Raw genomic sequence first — 17,253 nt, 5'->3', positions numbered from 1 at the left:
GACTTGCATGTGTTAAGCACGCCGCCAGCGTTCATCCTGAGCCAGGATCAAACTCTCAAATTAAAGTTTAATCATTTTCAGAATTAACATTGGCTATTTAGAAGCTTATAATTTATGAATAAATCAAAACTTCAACAAGTTAATTTCCGTAGTCTGTGGTGTTGCCCACATACTTTTACTGTTTTAAGGTTGTATCATTTCTGATACTGTTCTTTTATTAAAGATTTCTTACTGTCAATTTTCGTTCTTATGTAATAGGAACAAAGTCATGATTTCTTAAATCCTTAAATGAAATTTTAAAGAAAATTTCAGGGTTGTTTCACTGTTCAGTTATCAAGGTTCATTTTCTGCTCTTCAAACTTCATTCAATGGACTTTTCAGCAGTTTTGCCTGCTTACTTTGTTTTCATTTTCTTCAGCTCGTCGGTGCTTTATTACTATAACACAGAGCAAGTTGTTTGTCAACAGTTTTTTTAAAGTTTTTTTATCAGTTAATTTTTGATTTTGTATGTAGCATGTAAATAATTATCAAATTTGTTTTTCGATTTAATATAATTTACATCAAAACTCAAAATAGCATTAACCATATTACTTAGTAAAAATAAATCTGTTGTCTTGTCTCTTTTTCAAGAGAGCCTATTTATACTAACACATTTGTTATTGTGTGTCAACCATAAATAATTTACATTATTTTCTGATTATTTTGCGTTATGTCCGTAACGCAGATACATAGGATAACACCCCTTCTTATAAATGTCAACCGTTTTCAGTAATTTTTCCAAATTAATTAAATGAAATAAGATTACTCCCTTAATTATACCCATCTGGACTTAAATGCAGCCAAACATTAAAACGGATTTATATACCCCTGGCCACTCCCTTATTTTGTAATCCTATGAAATTATTTCATATTTTACTTGACAAAAGCTTCCTACAAGTGTAATCTGTTGATAGACTACATATGTAGGAAGGAGGTTTTAGTTTGAAGGATATGAATTGTAGAATATCCGATGCAGAGTGGTTGATTATGAAGGAGTTGTGGAAAGAATCCCCTCAAACGACCACAAAGATAATAGATGCTTTAAGTATGGAAACCAACTGGAGCCCAAAAACCGTTCACTCCCTGATTGCCCGACTGGTTAAGAAAGGTGCTCTTGGTGTTGATAAGAATTCCGGACAGCATAAATTCTTTCCCCTTGTAACCAAGGAAGAATGCGTTCAGGAGGAAACCGGTTCGTTCGTTCAGAAAATATACGAAGGCTCCATATACAATCTGGTAGCAAATTTCATCCATGACGAAAAGATGTCAGCAACGGAAATGGAAGAACTGAAAAAACTACTGGATGAAAAGCTGAAATAAGGAAGGCGGGTGATCTTTATTCCTATTACAAACCTATTTGAACATGTTTTTTTACTGTCTTTAATGGGAAGTATCCCGGCAATTGGAATTCTTCTGTTAAAAGGAATACTAAAGGATAAGCTCAGTGCCGGGCTTCAATATTATATTTGGCTTTTATTGATTTTCAGACTTTTAATACCTTTTACCATAGAAAGTCCTTACAGCCTCTTTCACTTCATGCCTGCCTATGAAAAGACTGTAAGCCAGCAGCAACAGCATATATCACCGGCTGGAAAGGCTGACACGGCTTTGCCTCATAACAATACCGGTACCCCTGCCGGAGCCCCCGGTTTAACCGCCGGTAACAGCCTTCAGACAAACAGCCCAAAGCACAGTAGTTTTAATATTAATACCATAGCCTCTCTGTGGCTGGCCGGAACTATTACTATCTATCTCTATATTATATTGGTTAACACTGCATTTTTGATTAAATTGAATAAGTGCATTCCCTGCAGCGACAGGGAAGTTATAAATGCCTTGAACCACTGCAAGGAAAGGCTCCATATCACCCGGAAGGTTACTGTTATCTATAATGACCGGCTAACATCACCTATGGTTTGGGGCATCCTGCGTCCAAGAATTCTCATTCCCAGAGAAATGCTTCAACATCTGTCAGAGGAAGAGCTGAATTTTATCCTGCTGCATGAATTGGCCCATATAAAAAGAAAGGATTTGGCTATGAATCTGATAGGGATATTCCTTCAGGGGCTTTACTGGTTCAATCCGATCATATGGTATTCCATGCATAAGATGAAACAGGATTGTGAGATTTCCTGCGATGCTTCCGTACTCCGGGTTCTGATAGAAGAGGAATATAAAAAATATGGCTTAACCATATTGAGCATTATGAAAAAAATGAACGAAATCCATCTGGTTCCCGGTACCGCGGGTTTTGCAAGTAAACAAAATAAAAGGAGAATAATTATGATTACAAAATACAAAAAAACTTCCGTCAAATGGGCGGTCCTTACTCTGCTTTGTTTAGCCCTTTTAACAGGCTGCGCAAGTCTGACTGGCTCCAATAAAAATACAGCAGCAAATAATACGAACAAATCTGCAGGAAATAGTACAAATGGAAACAGTACGGCAGGAAACAATACAAATAACAGTCAGGGTACAAAGGACCAGGATACAAAAAATCAGGATGCTAAAGACCAGGATACAAAAACTCCAGACGCTGCAGATAATAAGAAAAATGGCGAGGCTGCTCCAGATGCAACTGCCACCCCAATCAGTGAAGCAGTCAGCTTTCAGCAGTATTTTGATATGCTTGGTTCCAGCAAAGAGGATTTGATAAAGAACCTGAAGGAAGAACCTGCCACCATTGATGAAGGCGGACTGGAATTTAAAAATAATGGACTTCGCGTATGGTTAGATACTGCCAACGACGCTTCCACTGTCAGCCAGATATTTACCGATAGAACCGATATTGACTTTAACGGTGCAATTATTGGTGACAAAATAGACAGCTTTAAGAATGCCTTAGGAGAACCTGTCAGCGATAAAAACGGGGATATGCATTTTAAATACCAGAAAGGTTTTATTTCTGTAAACTATGATACCAAAACAAAAGTAACCGTTGCTGTTTATCTTTTAAGCAAGGACTTTTAATTAAGAATATTTGATGGAAGCTAAGCATTCACTATCTGATTCCTTACTAGAATTATAAAATCAAGTAAAAAGAGCTGCTGAAAAACCTTACTGTCCGGTTTTTCAGCAGCTCTTTCTTAAAATCATATATTATTCGAGTATCTTAAGTTAACCTCAACTTTCGCTATATATACCTGGGATATAAAATGCAGCAAAGCGGCTTTCATTGGTCAGACAGCCTTTAAAACGAACAGATAGGTGCCTTCCTTTTTGGAGATTTCGAACTCTTCTGCTAATTTATAAGCATTTCGGTCATAAAATTTATGAACATACTCTCTGTTATGGGAATACAAAATGATTACTCCGCCTTCGTTCATATGCTCCCCTGCCTTTCTGAAAAACCTCCGGTAGAGTTCACGTATTTCACTGTCCTCTTTATGCCCCATGGCTCTGGGCATATTGGTAATGATTTCGTCAAAGAGATAGTCATGTTTAAAGTCAAAGAAATCCCGGTTAATATAATATACCGTATCACCGCTGACAGCCGTATTCTCCTTTGCTCTCTCTATAGCCTCTCCATAAATATCAAGCCCGTACATGGTTCCTGCTTTTACTGCCTGGTTTCTTTCAATTAACATGGTTCCCACTCCGCAGAAAGGATCCAGCACCTGGGCACCTTCCTTCAGATAGTCCTTTGCAAGAACCGCAATAAGAGCTGCCATGGTGGGCTGAATACTGGCTGCTATGACTTTTTTACGGTAATGAAACCTTTTATCCTCTAATGTAGTGAGTTTTATCAGTACATTAAACCTGCCTTCTTTGTTTTCTATGAGCCTGAGCTCCCACTCATAGTCAGAAGTGCTGTTAAGAAGCTGCCTGCCGGTCAGCCGCTCCAATTCTGCTGCAAATTTTCTGGTGTAACTGCTCCTTTTATCCAGCTCCATTTTTGCCTTCAGTTCCAGTCGGAAATAGAAGGGAGGATTTCCTTCATGTCTTTTTTTCAGAAAGTCGAGGAGACTGCTTTCTGCCAGCGCCCTGGCTCCTGAAGCAATATCCTTGTCAATGGTCTTTACGTCCTTTAGCATAAACAAAAGCTCCGTATAAGTTCTTACCGGAAGTACTTTTCCAAGATCATCACATTCCACCATAACTCCCGCATTAAATTCTCTGGCTTTCATTGTGTTCAGCTGCTCCAGGGTAGCCTCGATATAATTCCGGTTCGTAAGAAGAATCAGGGAAGAGGGCTCCTTGTATCCTGTAAAGACATGTTTCCCTGTCCCTTTTACCTTACGTACCAGCTGGGAGAGAAGCCTTAACTCCTCTTCCACATGCTTTTTATTATCATCCGTTAAGACAGCACTGCTTAATTCCCTGTATTTTTCTTCTAAGCTTTCCACATAAGCGGTATAATCAAAATTCTTTATAGCAGAAAGGTAAGAGCTTCGGACAAACATCTGCTCTTCCTTTTCATAAGCAGAATATAGCTTCGGAAGCGTTTCCTGAATCCCCAGCTCCCCCAGTATCAATGCCGTATTTTTTCTGACCTTTGGCTCTTCCTGCTCCAGTAATTCCAATAATACGCTATAATCCGACCCTATATAATAGAGCAGTGCTTCCCTCCCGTGGTCTGCCTTTAATTCAGCCTTTAATTGTATCAGATTCTCCCTGACATTTTCCTTTTCTTTTATTCTATCAAAAGTATCACGTATCATAATTATACCTCCTGCATAACGCAGACATGTCTGCGTTACTGCTTTAATAAGTAGTTTGAAAGGGACTTTCAAACTTGCTCCTCTGCTTACGGACCGTCCCAAACCAGACCCGGTTTCCCACATTATATCAGACAATAATCCAAATGTCACCGTCCACTATAAGTCTGCCCTTCTTTTACAATGTATAAAGCCACAAATACAGATAAAAAGGACCGGTTTACTATGTTGAAAAATGTGGTTTTTTATTGACTTCCCACTACTTTTATGCTACTGTTAGAGGTAATTAGATATAGGGGAGTAGTCGGCATATTCAAATAATTTACATTATTTTATGAATGTGCAGTTAATTAGCTTGGACATAGACGCTCTGGTTTTATATGAATCGACAAGACCTGTGTCCCTTTTAGGGTACAGGCTTTATTTATGTAAGTGTTAAAGCTGTGTTATAATACGAATGGCAAAACCCAATTAATCAAAAGTTGTACAAGTACGAAGGGAGATTTACAATGGATTTTTTACTATCGGGTATTACCTCTGTTACTGTCCCCCAATTGATCATGTATTGTGTGGGCATCCTATTAATTTATCTTGCTATTGCAAAAGGTTATGAACCTTCCCTGCTTCTTCCAATGGGATTTGGTGCAATCTTAGTTAACCTTCCTTTATCCGGGGTTATTGATCAGGTGCTTCCCGGTATCGGAAATACACACGGTATCATCCAGTGGCTCTTTGAATCAGGTATTGAAGCCTCAGAGGCCCTTCCTTTACTGTTATTTATAGGTATCGGTGCCATGATTGACTTCGGTCCTCTTTTATCTAATCCCATCATGCTTTTATTCGGTGCGGCTGCCCAATTTGGTATCTTCTTTACTATTTCGGTAGCGGTCCTGCTGGGATTTTCCATTTCAGATGCGGCATCCATCGGTATTATCGGTGCGGCTGACGGTCCTACTTCTATTCTGGTATCACAAATATTAAAATCCAATTATATTGGTCCTATTGCTGTCGCGGCCTACTCGTATATGGCACTTGTTCCGCTGGTACAGCCCGTTGCCATTAAAATGGTTACCACCAAAAAAGAGCGTCTTATCAGAATGCCCTATAATCCGGTATCCGTATCCAAGAGATTAAAGATCATATTCCCTATTGCCGTAACAATTATCGCAGGTTTTGTAGCTCCCCAGTCTGTTTCTTTGGTTGGCTTCCTGATGTTTGGTAATCTCTTAAGAGAATGCGGGGTATTAACATCCCTTTCCGATGCCGCTCAGAATATCCTGGCTAACCTGGTTACTCTTTTACTCGGTATCACCATTTCCTTTAGTATGAGAGCAGATGTCTTTGTAACCTGGCAGACACTTTTAATCCTGGTTCTTGGTCTGATTGCCTTTGTATTTGATACCGTAGGCGGTGTACTGTTTGCCAAGTTCATTAACCTGTTCCGCAAGAATAAAATCAATCCTATGATCGGTGCTGCCGGAATCTCTGCTTTCCCTATGTCAGCCCGTGTTGTACAAAAGCTCGCCCTGAAAGAAGACCCTACTAATCACCTGTTAATGCATGCTATCGGTGCCAATGTGTCCGGTCAGATAGCTTCCGTATTAGCCGGAGGTATTATATTAAACCTTCTGACCACTATCTTAAAATAAACGCTGAGGCGAAAGGAGTTCTCTATGGAACATAATTTTATATTATCACTTGATATTATGTGGAAGGGTATGTTTAGTATTTTCTGCGTGATTATTATTATTACACTGCTCATAATGATATTCCAGTGGGCTGAGAAAAAAATAACCGCCTGGTCTGAACGCAGACATCCCAAAAAGGCAGAATAATAAAAATAAAAGCTCCCTATCTGTTAATTAACTGCAGTTCTTAAACTGCCCGCCGTAAATGCGGAAATAATTAAAAGACAGGGGGCTTCTTTTTATATTTATTCTGCTTTCTGTGCCGCCAGTGCAATATAGCTGTAGGGCTGGTTGAAATGCGGCAGGAAGAAAAGGTCTACCAGCTTTAATTTATCGATGGTCACTTTTTCCTGAATTGCCAGGGAGAACATATGAAGTCCCATGGATATATCGTATTCCGAAGTCATCTGGGCTCCCAATACCACTCTGGATTCCTTGTCATATACAATTCTTATCTTTACTTTCTGATTGTTTTTCTCTATAAAGGCGGGTTTTTGTAAATCCTCATAATCTACTGCTGCTGCCTGGATTCCCAGCTTTGCAGCCTTTGTAAGAGTAAGTCCCGTTGAAAGCATGTTGACTCCCCAGATACTGATACCGTTTGAGCCCTGGACACCTACCGATTCCAGATCCTTTCCGCAGCTGTTGTGAGCGGCCACGATACCTGATCTGACTGCATTGGAAGCTAAGGCAATATAATTTACCTCCTGTACGGAATTATCATAAACAGTTGCACAGTCACCAATGGCATATACGCCCTTTACACTGGTCTCCTGATACTTGTCTACCAGGAATGCCCCATTTCGGAACAATTCCAGGTGATTGCCGCCAAGGGCTGTGTTCGGCCGGAAACCAATGGCCATAATGACCATGTCAGCCTTGTGTTCCCCTTTATCTGTTATTACCTTCTCAACCCTGCCGCTGCCTTCCATTTTCTGCACGGTTTCTCCAAAGGCCAGCTTCACTCCATGAGCTTTGAGGTTATCTCTCATGATGTCTGTGAAATCTTTGTCATAATAGCCCGAAAGACAGGTCTCAACACAATCGATTATGGTAACCTCTTTCCCGCAGCGTACAAAGGCTTCCGCTAATTCCACACCAATATAGCCGGCTCCTACCACTACCACATCCTTAATGGACTCATCCTTCAGCTTCTCAATTACTTCTTCCGCATTCTGATACAGTTTAACAAGCTGTACATTCTTTAAGTCTATTCCTTCTATTTTAGGTACAATCGGAACAGAACCGGTAGCCAGGATAAGCTTGTCAAAGCTCTCATGGTACTCTTTCCCGTCCTTTCCTCTGGCATGTACCACTTTTTTCTCATAATCGATATCTTCCACCGGTGTCTCCATGTATATTCTGGCACCTTTGCCCTCCAGCTTTTCCTTATTGGAATAAAATAAACCTTCCGGGCCGCTTATCTGCTTGCCAATCCATAGTGCCATTCCGCAGCCTAAAAAACTGATGTTGGAATTGGAGTCAAAAGCTACGACCTCATTTCCTTTGTAATTATCTAATATGGTATTTAACGCAGCCGTTCCGGCATGATTTGCACCTATTACTACTATTTTACTCATATAACCAGCCTCCTATCAAATTTTGGTATCTTCCTCTAGACACATTATAATCCTACATTGTTAAATTTGCAACTAGTTATTATTACTATTATAAAAATATTAACATATAGCTTTCTATGAGAATATGATAATATGGCATATTCTTTATTCTATGCATCTTTCTTCTATTTAAAACGAAAGGAGTATTTTTTATGATAAAACTTTTCCAATTTTTGAAACAGAAAATTGCTATAAAGAGAGCCAGAAAAAAATCCTGGATGATGTCAGAGAATACGGACCTGTACCTTCCATCGGTCAAGGCAATGGATTTTAATGCAGAAGAGGAAGTAATGCTTCCAATCGCTGATGCACAGTCGACAAAATTTATTGATATTAACAAGGATTTAAAGCCCTTTGGCTTTGCCTATTTCCGTCCTCAGAACATGTTTTATTCCCTGATGGATTGCTGGCAGCGTGAGTGCGGCTATTGCAGGCTATACGATGAAGGCTGTGCGGCTTTTAGTATGATTATAGACTGTGAACCCATTTATTTTGACTATGCCGGGAAGAAATGGCTGATTGAATTCTGGAAGGGCCAGTACGGAATGACAACAGGGTGTGAAATTGGCATATATAATACCGAAATTCCGTTTATCGATATCCCGGGCTTGTTTAATGGCACCTTTTATGAAACAGCATCGGATGAAGAAAGGATGCCTTTAGCTTTCACTCTTATTAAAAAGGATAAGGTACTTTTTTACCGGAGAGATCTTCACTGGTGGCTTACAGGCTTCCGCTTAGGTGAATTTTCTGAGCCGGAGGAGCTTACCATGCATGCGCAGATAACCTTAAAAGACACTGAGATGAGGGATGCTTTCATTGGCGGGCTTACCCGGGCCGGTTATAAAAACAGTGAAATTGCTTACAGAGGCACTACGGTAGGCTTTGTCTATGATAAGCCAAGAAACAAACAGCCCTTTACCCGTACTCCCATTCTGGAATTTATGATGCAAACCAATAATAAACGAAATTGTTTCGCATATAATGAAGCAACGAAATTAATCGGGGACCCGCTGGATAAGTTTGTTTATGTTAAAAATGAAGCTCCCAAAATGTACAATAAAATCCTTAATATACGCTGTTCACAGGAAATCTTTAAGAATTCTGACATGCTTAATAAATATAACATGGAGAGCAAGGCCGCTGCAATGGACTTGACGAAGCAAAAATAATAAATTAAAGTGTCAGAGAGGGGAGGTGTTCCATGTCTGTAGAGAAAAAGCTTAACAAAGCCTATCAGAATGCAGAGGAAATCCTTATAAATAAAGATACCAAGATAGTCCTGATCAGTGACTGCCACAGGGGAGTAGGCAACTGGGGTGACAATCTATTCAATAACCAGAACCTTTATTTTGCTGCCCTGAATTATTACTATGAAAATAACTACATTTATATCGAATTGGGTGACGGGGATGAATTATGGGAAAACCGGACGGAGGAGGACATTATCGCAACCCACAGCTATGCTTTCTGGATGATGTCAAACTTCTACGAGAGTAAACGTTTTTATATGCTCTACGGTAACCATGATATTGTAAAGCGCAATCCCGCCTATGTAAAGGAGCATTTTACAACGTACTTCAATGAGACCTATAAAAAGACAATACCGCTGCTTCCCGATATCCGTGTCAGGGAGGCTTTGGTGCTTCGTATCAAGAATACCGATCATAAGATATTACTGGTTCATGGGCATCAGGCTGATTTCTTTAATAATACCCTGTGGCGTCTTTCCAGATTTCTTGTAAGATACCTGTGGCGGCCCTTTGAGCTTATTGGCGTAAGGGACCCCACCAGTGCCTCCAAAAACTATAAGAAAAAGGAGAAAGTAGAGAAATACCTGATTGAATGGACAAAAAAGAATCATCAGATGCTCATTGCGGGCCACACCCACCGCCCTGTTTTTCCGGCTGTTGGTGAGCCCCTGTATTTTAATGACGGCAGCTGTGTCCACCCAAGATGCATTACCACCATTGAAATTGATAATGGATCCATTACACTGGTCAAATGGTCTGTACAAACAAGACCGGACCGGACACTTTATGTTGAAAGAATACCCCTTGAGGGACCCGTGCCGCTAATGGATTTTTTTTCTGCCTGATTAATTGGGACTGCTGCCAAAAGCATTGATTTCAGCAGTCCCAAGCAGGCATTTCACTCATTTTTAACAACTTAAACATATTTGATACAAACTCTTTTGGTATTATCTTCATGAAAATCAAATTGATGGAAAGGTATTAAAAGAGGTGACAGAATGAATTTAAGAAGTACATTAGATAAGAGAAAGCGCCATTCCCTGTCAATTAAATTTAAAATATCCCTGCTGTGCGCGACATTTATCATTGTTGCATCCGTGGTAAATTTCACCGTCATAAACAGGGTCTCTAAAAGCACTATTACAAGCAATACCCAGGCAACTATGAAAAACCTGGCGGACTCCTACAGCAAAAATGTAAATGATGCTGTTTCTAATATCAGCAACTCCGCCCAGTTTCTGATGCAGTCACAGGAAATAAAGGCATTGCTGCAATCCACCGATGCATCTGCTAAGACAGATACCAGCAGCATAGACAATTATATTTCAATGTTTTTAAATATGGATGAAAACAGGGAAGATATAAGCCTTGTCAGTACAGACGGCACTATACTCTATAGCTCCAAGGATTCCTTAAAGGGCCAGAATATCTCTGACCAGAGTTACTTTAAAACGGCCCTGAAAAATAGTACAAGCGCCCAGAGCGATGTGTTTATTTCCGATACCAGCAGTAATCCCTGTATTACCTTCGCTATTCCTTTTCGTAATATTGAAATGGGACAGGGTATGGACGGCGGTTTAGGTCCCATGCAGGATTCTATGGGAACCGCACCGGCGGATACCACAAAGGGCACGGATACTGCAGATTCCAATACCGGCAGCAATGCAGCCGGCTCCTCTTCTGATAATTCATCTGCCGCTGCCAATCCATCCGATGCCGAAATTATCGGTGTCATTACCGTAACCATTAAGGTATCTGAATTCAGCACTCTGCTGTCCGATATCTCCCTGTCAGGGATGGACAGCGCCTATGCCTATCTGCTTGATACCAGCGGAAATGCCATATACTACCCAAAGTCCGAAGTAATCGGTACCAATTTAAACATAGATTCTATCAACAAACTGACTGAAGAAATGAAAGCCGGCAGCACACCCAAAGCTACTACCCTGACTTATACCTATGATGGCAAGACCACCTTTGCTTCCTACAGCACCCTTAAAAGCAATAACTGGATTTTAGTACTTGCCGTGGATAAGTCTGAAATAATGGCACCTCTTAATAAAGCCACCTATAATTCCATGGCTATTACCCTGATCCTGACCATTCTCTTAAGCCTCCTTGCTTACCTGTTTGCAGGCAGTATCACAAAACCGATCAGAAAGCTTACGGATTATATTAACAGAACCGCCATGCTGGATTTTACAGAGGCTTCCTCCTTCCAGTCAGTACTTAAAAACGACGATGAAACCGGTGAAATGGGCAGAGCTATCAAAACCATGTGTGAAAACCTCAAAGGCATGATACAAAAAATCGGACAAGCCTCCGACAATATGCTACAAACTGCCGACAGCTTAAATGGCATAACAAAATCCGTAAATGACTATGCTTCCGATAACAGTGCTACTGCCGAAGAGCTTTCCGCCAGCATGGAGGAAACCGCTGCTACCACCGCACTAATCTGTAATAATATCACGAATATAGAAAACCACTCCCAGTCCATTTATTCAAAAGCCACGGAAGGTATCCGTAAATCCGGCCATTTAATAGACCGTGCAGGGCAGCTTAAGACCACGACGGAGAGTGCCGCTATCCGGATAAAAGAAATGTATGAACAGTTTCAATCCGATACCGCCTCAGCAATCAGCCAGGCTGAGACAGTCAATAAGATCAACACCTTAACCAATGTCATAAAGGAAATTGCTGACCAGACCACCCTCCTGGCCCTGAACGCTTCCATTGAAGCCGCCAGAGCAGGTGAAGCAGGAAGGGGCTTTTCCGTGGTCGCTAATGAAATCGGCTCACTGGCTGAGCAATCGGCAGGTACCGTTAAGAACATTAATGCCATTACCGCAGAAGTAAATACCGCAGTAAGGGCATTAACAGAAAGCCTTAACCGTTCCCTTTCCTTCTGGGAAACAAATATTCTGGCAGATTATGATTCTTTTCTTGAGACCAGCAGTGAGTACGGTGAAAATGCCCATGACATCAACCAATCCCTGGAGGCAATACACGGCGGCATCGACCTGCTGAAAGGGGAGCTCAAAAATATCAGTACCTCTATTACTGAAATCAATAATATGGTAGAAGACTCTTCTGCCGGTGTCGGAGATGTTGCCGCAAGAGATACGGATATCGTTACCCTCACCTCCGATACGCGAAAGATGGTCGAAGGCAACAGGGATAATGCCACCGAATTAGATACAATCGTTAAATCCTTTAAGCTGTAAATTAATTCACTGTATTTTGGGGGTTACCGGCTAAGAATGCGTGAATATTGTCCGTTAACATATCCACCAGCCGCTGTCTTGTTTCAAGGCACTGCCAGCCGATATGGGGTGTCATTATGCAATTATCCAGTGAAAACAAAGGATTATCCGGTGATGCCGGTTCCCTTTCCACTACATCTAAGGCAGCTCCGGCTATTTCCTTCTCTGTAAGAGCTTCTACCAGGTCCTCTTCCCTGATAATTGCCCCTCTTGAAGTATTAATCAGATAAGAGGCGGGCTTCATCCAGGAAAGCTTCTCTTTATCAATTAAATGTCTGGTATCCTCTGTTAAGGGACAGTGTATTGTTACAAAATCACTGTTCCTTAACAATTCTTCCAGGGAGACAAACCGGATATTCTCATCCTTAAAATCTTTCCTGGTTCTGCTGTATACCAATACCTTCATATCAAAAGCCCTTGCCTTTTTAATGACTTCCCCTGCAATCTTTCCTGCACCGATTACGCCAAGGGTCTTACCGCTTACTTCAAAATGTTTTACCTGAAGGTGTTTTGTAAAATTATCAAAGTTCTTTTCCCTGATCATGGTCTGCTGGGCCGGAAGGGAGGAGCAGAAGGACAGGATAAAGGAAAAGGCCAGCTGGGCAACCGCATTGGAGCTGTAGGAAGGAATATTGCACACAGTGATATTCTTCTCTCTGGCTGCTTTTATATCTATATTATTATAACCTGTTCCTGCTTCACATATCAGCTCTACACCGGAGGGAAACTTCTCAAGGAGCTCCCTTCCCACCGGGATTTCCTTGGTTATTACTATCTGCTGGCCTTTCACCCTGGACAGCATGTCCCCTGTCTCCGTTTTATCATAAAGGCTGATGTTAACCTCTTTTTTTAATGCGTCGAAATTTAATTGTTTATCAAAGTCAACCTTTGATGCGTTTAAGAATACTGCATTTTTCATTTACTTTTACCTTTTCTTTTTTTCCAGTAGTGTAGCACTATCTCTATTATGATGCAATAGAAAATCGTATAAAAACTTTTAAAAACGTTGTAAAAACAACAGACTTTTTCTCCTAAGCCTGTATAATGGTTATATCAGCAAAATTTAAATTAATATTGCAACTTTTCAATATAACCGATTCAACAAGTGGAGGATATAAGATGATACGAAAAATTATAAAGATAGACAAAGAAGCCTGCAATGGCTGCGGCCTGTGCGTAAATGCCTGTCACGAAGGAGCCATTGGCTTAATTGATAACAAAGCGGTTCTCCTGCGGGATGATTACTGTGACGGGTTGGGCAACTGCCTTCCCGTTTGCCCTACGGGAGCTATTACCTTTGAAGAAAGGGAAGCTCTGGAGTATAACGAAGAGGAAGTATTAAGAATGCAGAAAAAAGCAGAAGAGAGCAAGGTGCCGGATAAGCCCTTTACCGGCTGTCCCGGTTCCCAGGCAAGAAGTCTTCGCCCTGCTGCTCCCGCTGCCGTTGCTCCTGATACCGATACAAAGGCTTCTTCTGCCTCTGAAAGTGTTTCCAGACTGATGCAGTGGCCGGTTCAGATTAAACTGGTACCGGTAAATGCCCCTTATTTTAACGGAGCCGACCTCCTGATAGCGGCAGACTGCACAGCTTATGCCTATGCAGACTTCCATGAAGAATTTATGAAGAACCGGATTACGGTTATTGGCTGCCCTAAACTGGATGATGTGGACTATTCGGAAAAGCTCACCCAGATTTTCTTACAAAATGATATTAAAAGCATTACGGTGGTGCGTATGATCGTACCCTGCTGCGGCGGCATTGTAAATGCAGTAAAAGCTGCTATGCTGGCAAGTGGAAAAATTATTCCCTGGCAGGTAATCACAGTATCTACCGACGGAACACTAATTAATTAATTCATAATATATACAATAAAACTATAAGCTTAAATAAAAAAAGGATGAGGACGCTGCTTCTTGGATAATCCGGATAGCAGCATTCTCATCCTCTTTTGTGATTGAACTTTGCAAACTTACTTTCGTTAACAGTGCTTCTTTTACTTAATTACTTAATTAGAGAATAGCTGGGAGCAGTATACAGTTCCATTTACATTATATACACCGATGCCAATGTGATGGAAGCTTGCATTTAATATGTTTGCCCTATGTCCGGGAGAATTCATCCAGGCCTCCATGACCGCTTCAGGTGTATTATAATTATAGGCTATATTTTCACCTGCTGCACTTACACTGACATTGAATTCAGAAAGAACTGTACTCCATGCTGTACCATCAGGTCTTGTATGGGAGAAGGATTGCTTGATTTCCTTTGCACGCTTATTAGCCGGTGCAACCAGTTCATTGGACATGGTTAACGCAGATACACCTGCCTTGGCACGTTCCTGATTTACGATCTTAAGCACCTGGCTTGCAAAACTGCTGTCATAGGTGTTGGTATCTGTACTTCCTGCCGCAGGAGCCGGGGTCTTTGTAGGTGCAGGAGTTGTCGTAGGCTTCGGAGTCGGCGTATTTGTATTTCCTGACGTATTCCCGGTAATGGGAACTTTATAGGAATATACCTTATAACAATTAGTACCACCGGAATTCTTTACTCCGCTTACATTTGACCATACTACTTTGGTTGTCCCGGAATCTTTACTCTGCGCTGATTGTCCAGAAGCAGGGGCTGCCACTGCCGCTGATGAATATTTACTGTAATACTTAACGCCACTTACTGTTTTATAGGCTCTAGCTTTATAATAATAGCTCTTCGCAGAAGCCAGTCCTTTATCTACATAGGTGCCATTTTTAGTACTGCCGATATATTTATAGGTTCCATTGGCAGAAGCTGCACGGTATAGTTGATATCCGCTTGCCTTGCTCACATTTCCGGCCTTTAATGTAACCGTTGTGGCTGTTCTTTCTGTTGCTTTTACTGATGGCGTTTTAGCTTTTATTGGGTTAACTACTGCTGCTGATACTGATGTACCATTTGCAGCACTATTGATAGTGAGCTCCGGTGTAAAAACGGATGCTATTGTCAGAGTTGCTACAAGAATTGAAGATATGAAAAATCTTTTCATACAGTTTTGCCCTCCTAATTGTTCATCACAAGTAAGTTGCTCATTAAGGTTACCATAACGGTATAGGGGGGTCAACACACAGATTCTGGAAGAAGTTCATACCAGCAGACTTCAGGGGGGTACCCCTTTATTCACCAATAAAGCTGTTATCCAGCGTAACAACAAGTTCATATCTTTCATTCAATTCCTTTAATGCCTTGTCCATATCGGAAAGCAGCTCTTCTCTTCGCTTTTCGCCGTAGGAATAGGGTATCAGCATATCAAAAATCAATTTGATTTTTCCATCTTCTTCTATAATACGAAAATCATGAACAGATGCCTTCGGTTCAAGCTTCCCGATTACTTCTAAAATCTTTTGCTTTCTTAACAGGTTCTCCTCATCCTCCAGGTCCACCGGGTCCACATGGATTACAAGAAATATTCCCATTTCTCTTAAAATATCTCTTTCTATCTTATCAATGATTTCGTGGACTCCCTCCAGGTTCTCCTTTGCCTCAACCTCCACATGAATAGTAGCCATAATATGGGAAGGCCCGTAATTATGGACTATCAGGTCATGGGAACCCAATATTCCCTTATAGCTTTCTACCTTTTTCGTGATATTCTCATAGGTCTCTTTATCAATTGCCTCGCCCAAAAGAGGCTCCAGGGTCTCCTTGGCAATGTTGAAGCCAGCGATTACAACGACTGCGGATACAACTGCTCCCATCCAGCCGTCAATTTTTAATCCCGTTATTTTTCCGATTACAATGGATAGAATTGTAACAGAGGTAATCAAAACATCTCCAAAAGCATCCGTACCGGTAGCTTTTAATACACCGGAGTTAATCTTTTTTCCCATTCCTCTGTTAAATAGTGCCAGCCAAAGCTTCACCAATACTGAAAGGATCAGAAGAATTAAAATACCAATGTTAAATACCACCGCCTCCGGCTTTAAAATCTTTGCGAAAGAGTTCTTGAAGCAGCTAAAGCCTACCTGTAAGACCAAAAAGGCAACGATAAAAGCGGCAATATATTCTGATCTTCCATGTCCGAAGGGGTGCTCCTTATCTGCGGGCTTTTGTGAAAATTTGGTACCAATTAAGGTCACGATGGAGGAGGCCGCATCGGAGAGATTGTTAAAGGCATCCGCCGTGACAGATATACTGTTTATCAAAAATCCGCCGGTTAATTTCAATGCAAACAGCAGGATATTGCAGATTACTCCTACAAATCCTGAGAGCATTCCATATGAGCTGCGGACTTTGGGATTATTGGTGTTATCATAATCTTTTACAAACTTTTTTACCAGAAATTCTGTCATTTCATCCTCCCTGTATATCTGTAATGGTTAATATAATAGTTGATGTGATTCTTAGCAGCTAAAATTTTTCTGAGGAAATTTTTCGTTTATTGGAACTGCTGGTTTTATTGAGTTTTATCATTTTGTTTAATTTGCTGATTCCTACCATTATACACCATTCTGCCATTTTCCTGCAACTAAAAAGCATGTGTTTATCTTGTGAGGATTGTAGTAAGGGGGGGGATTGGGAACGGACGATGATTTTGGCTTACCTTTCGTGATTTTCTCGTTCGGGGTTCCGAATTCCACTAAAATGCCAGCAGCTGTTCCTGGCAGGTTAAATTATACCAAACTCGCTGGAAGGTTGTTTCAGTGTGGAGCTGTGAGCTCAGACAGTGGTATAATTTTACCTAGGAACAGCTGCTGCC

At 41.0% G+C, this 17,253-nt stretch carries 14 protein-coding genes and 1 rRNA gene; 9 read left to right on the top strand and 6 right to left on the bottom strand.

The genetic code is table 11. The features are described from left to right. A 16S ribosomal RNA gene (locus BUB77_RS28530) occupies positions 1-63 on the bottom strand; the annotation flags it as partial. A 927-nt stretch (positions 64-990) separates the two neighbouring features. Between BUB77_RS28530 and BUB77_RS28525 the strand changes: the two genes are divergently transcribed. Next, positions 991-1,359, top strand: a complete 369-nt coding sequence (locus BUB77_RS28525; RefSeq protein WP_073280564.1) for a BlaI/MecI/CopY family transcriptional regulator — start codon at positions 991-993, stop codon at positions 1,357-1,359. 9 nt (positions 1,360-1,368) lie between these two features. Then, positions 1,369-3,009, top strand: coding sequence for a M56 family metallopeptidase (locus BUB77_RS28520; RefSeq protein ID WP_073280562.1), 1,641 nt, complete (start codon positions 1,369-1,371; stop codon positions 3,007-3,009). 209 nt (positions 3,010-3,218) lie between these two features. Here the strand turns inward: BUB77_RS28520 and BUB77_RS28515 are convergent, their stop codons facing one another. Beyond that, positions 3,219-4,700 carry a TRM11 family SAM-dependent methyltransferase gene (locus BUB77_RS28515; protein ID WP_073280561.1) on the bottom strand — a complete coding sequence of 494 codons (1,482 nt, stop codon included), beginning with the start codon at positions 4,698-4,700 and terminating at the stop codon, positions 3,219-3,221. Between the two features lie 506 nt (positions 4,701-5,206). Between BUB77_RS28515 and BUB77_RS28510 the strand changes: the two genes are divergently transcribed. Beyond that, on the top strand, positions 5,207-6,346 hold the full coding sequence (locus BUB77_RS28510; protein WP_073280560.1) for a sodium ion-translocating decarboxylase subunit beta: 1,140 nt from the start codon (positions 5,207-5,209) through the stop codon (positions 6,344-6,346). 24 nt (positions 6,347-6,370) lie between these two features. Continuing rightward, positions 6,371-6,532 carry a hypothetical protein gene (locus tag BUB77_RS30215; RefSeq protein WP_170866783.1) on the top strand — a complete coding sequence of 54 codons (162 nt, stop codon included), beginning with the start codon at positions 6,371-6,373 and terminating at the stop codon, positions 6,530-6,532. Positions 6,533-6,630: 98 nt separating this feature from the next. Here the strand turns inward: BUB77_RS30215 and nox are convergent, their stop codons facing one another. After that, on the bottom strand, positions 6,631-7,965 hold the full coding sequence (nox, locus tag BUB77_RS28505) for a H2O-forming NADH oxidase (RefSeq protein ID WP_073280559.1): 1,335 nt from the start codon (positions 7,963-7,965) through the stop codon (positions 6,631-6,633). Positions 7,966-8,156: 191 nt separating this feature from the next. Between nox and BUB77_RS28500 the strand changes: the two genes are divergently transcribed. The 3 genes from BUB77_RS28500 (at position 8,157) to BUB77_RS28490 (ending at position 12,484) form a co-directional block, all read left to right on the top strand. Then, complete coding sequence (locus tag BUB77_RS28500; protein WP_084124837.1) at positions 8,157-9,176, top strand: DUF4474 domain-containing protein; 1,020 nt, start codon at positions 8,157-8,159, stop codon at positions 9,174-9,176. A 32-nt stretch (positions 9,177-9,208) separates the two neighbouring features. After that, positions 9,209-10,102, top strand: a complete 894-nt coding sequence (locus BUB77_RS28495) for a metallophosphoesterase (RefSeq protein ID WP_073280558.1) — start codon at positions 9,209-9,211, stop codon at positions 10,100-10,102. A 153-nt stretch (positions 10,103-10,255) separates the two neighbouring features. Further along, positions 10,256-12,484, top strand: a complete 2,229-nt coding sequence (locus BUB77_RS28490; protein WP_073280557.1) for a methyl-accepting chemotaxis protein — start codon at positions 10,256-10,258, stop codon at positions 12,482-12,484. A 1-nt stretch (position 12,485) separates the two neighbouring features. On the opposite strand, the gene BUB77_RS28485 is transcribed toward BUB77_RS28490, so the two are convergent. Then, the gene (locus tag BUB77_RS28485; protein ID WP_073280556.1) at positions 12,486-13,442 is read right to left on the bottom strand and encodes a 2-hydroxyacid dehydrogenase; all 957 of its coding nucleotides are present in this window, start codon (positions 13,440-13,442) and stop codon (positions 12,486-12,488) included. A 200-nt stretch (positions 13,443-13,642) separates the two neighbouring features. Here BUB77_RS28485 and BUB77_RS28480 point away from each other — a divergent pair, with 200 nt between their 5' ends. After that, positions 13,643-14,377, top strand: coding sequence for a 4Fe-4S binding protein (locus BUB77_RS28480; RefSeq protein WP_073280555.1), 735 nt, complete (start codon positions 13,643-13,645; stop codon positions 14,375-14,377). A 152-nt stretch (positions 14,378-14,529) separates the two neighbouring features. On the opposite strand, the gene BUB77_RS28475 is transcribed toward BUB77_RS28480, so the two are convergent. After that, positions 14,530-15,543, bottom strand: a complete 1,014-nt coding sequence (locus tag BUB77_RS28475; protein WP_073280554.1) for a CAP domain-containing protein — start codon at positions 15,541-15,543, stop codon at positions 14,530-14,532. 127 nt (positions 15,544-15,670) lie between these two features. Continuing rightward, complete coding sequence (locus BUB77_RS28470; RefSeq protein ID WP_073280553.1) at positions 15,671-16,846, bottom strand: cation diffusion facilitator family transporter; 1,176 nt, start codon at positions 16,844-16,846, stop codon at positions 15,671-15,673. A 223-nt stretch (positions 16,847-17,069) separates the two neighbouring features. On the opposite strand from BUB77_RS28470, the gene BUB77_RS30320 reads away from it, so the two are divergent. Continuing rightward, positions 17,070-17,253, top strand: a 184-nt coding sequence (locus BUB77_RS30320) for a hypothetical protein (protein WP_207650874.1), incomplete at its 3' end; no start/stop codon positions are given.

Source organism: Anaerocolumna jejuensis DSM 15929 (assembly GCF_900142215.1).
In the GTDB taxonomy this organism is placed as follows: Bacteria; Bacillota; Clostridia; order Lachnospirales; family Lachnospiraceae; genus Anaerocolumna; species Anaerocolumna jejuensis.
Note: the sequence above shows the minus strand (reverse complement) of the source record. Positions and strands in the feature narration are given on the sequence as shown.

What these genes read in the sequence shown, in the direction of transcription:
- BUB77_RS28475 (WP_073280554.1), bottom strand. Translation starts at nt 15,543, where the DNA reads ATGAAAAGATTTTTCATATCTTCAATTCTTGTAGCAACTCTGACAATA.
- BUB77_RS28490 (WP_073280557.1), top strand. Translation starts at nt 10,256, where the DNA reads ATGAATTTAAGAAGTACATTAGATAAGAGAAAGCGCCATTCCCTGTCA.
- BUB77_RS28500 (WP_084124837.1), top strand. Translation starts at nt 8,157, where the DNA reads ATGATAAAACTTTTCCAATTTTTGAAACAGAAAATTGCTATAAAGAGA.
- BUB77_RS28470 (WP_073280553.1), bottom strand. Translation starts at nt 16,846, where the DNA reads ATGACAGAATTTCTGGTAAAAAAGTTTGTAAAAGATTATGATAACACC.
- BUB77_RS28510 (WP_073280560.1), top strand. Translation starts at nt 5,207, where the DNA reads ATGGATTTTTTACTATCGGGTATTACCTCTGTTACTGTCCCCCAATTG.
- BUB77_RS28495 (WP_073280558.1), top strand. Translation starts at nt 9,209, where the DNA reads ATGTCTGTAGAGAAAAAGCTTAACAAAGCCTATCAGAATGCAGAGGAA.
- BUB77_RS28525 (WP_073280564.1), top strand. Translation starts at nt 991, where the DNA reads ATGAATTGTAGAATATCCGATGCAGAGTGGTTGATTATGAAGGAGTTG.
- BUB77_RS28485 (WP_073280556.1), bottom strand. Translation starts at nt 13,442, where the DNA reads ATGAAAAATGCAGTATTCTTAAACGCATCAAAGGTTGACTTTGATAAA.
- nox (WP_073280559.1), bottom strand. Translation starts at nt 7,965, where the DNA reads ATGAGTAAAATAGTAGTAATAGGTGCAAATCATGCCGGAACGGCTGCG.
- BUB77_RS28515 (WP_073280561.1), bottom strand. Translation starts at nt 4,700, where the DNA reads ATGATACGTGATACTTTTGATAGAATAAAAGAAAAGGAAAATGTCAGG.
- BUB77_RS30215 (WP_170866783.1), top strand. Translation starts at nt 6,371, where the DNA reads ATGGAACATAATTTTATATTATCACTTGATATTATGTGGAAGGGTATG.
- BUB77_RS28480 (WP_073280555.1), top strand. Translation starts at nt 13,643, where the DNA reads ATGATACGAAAAATTATAAAGATAGACAAAGAAGCCTGCAATGGCTGC.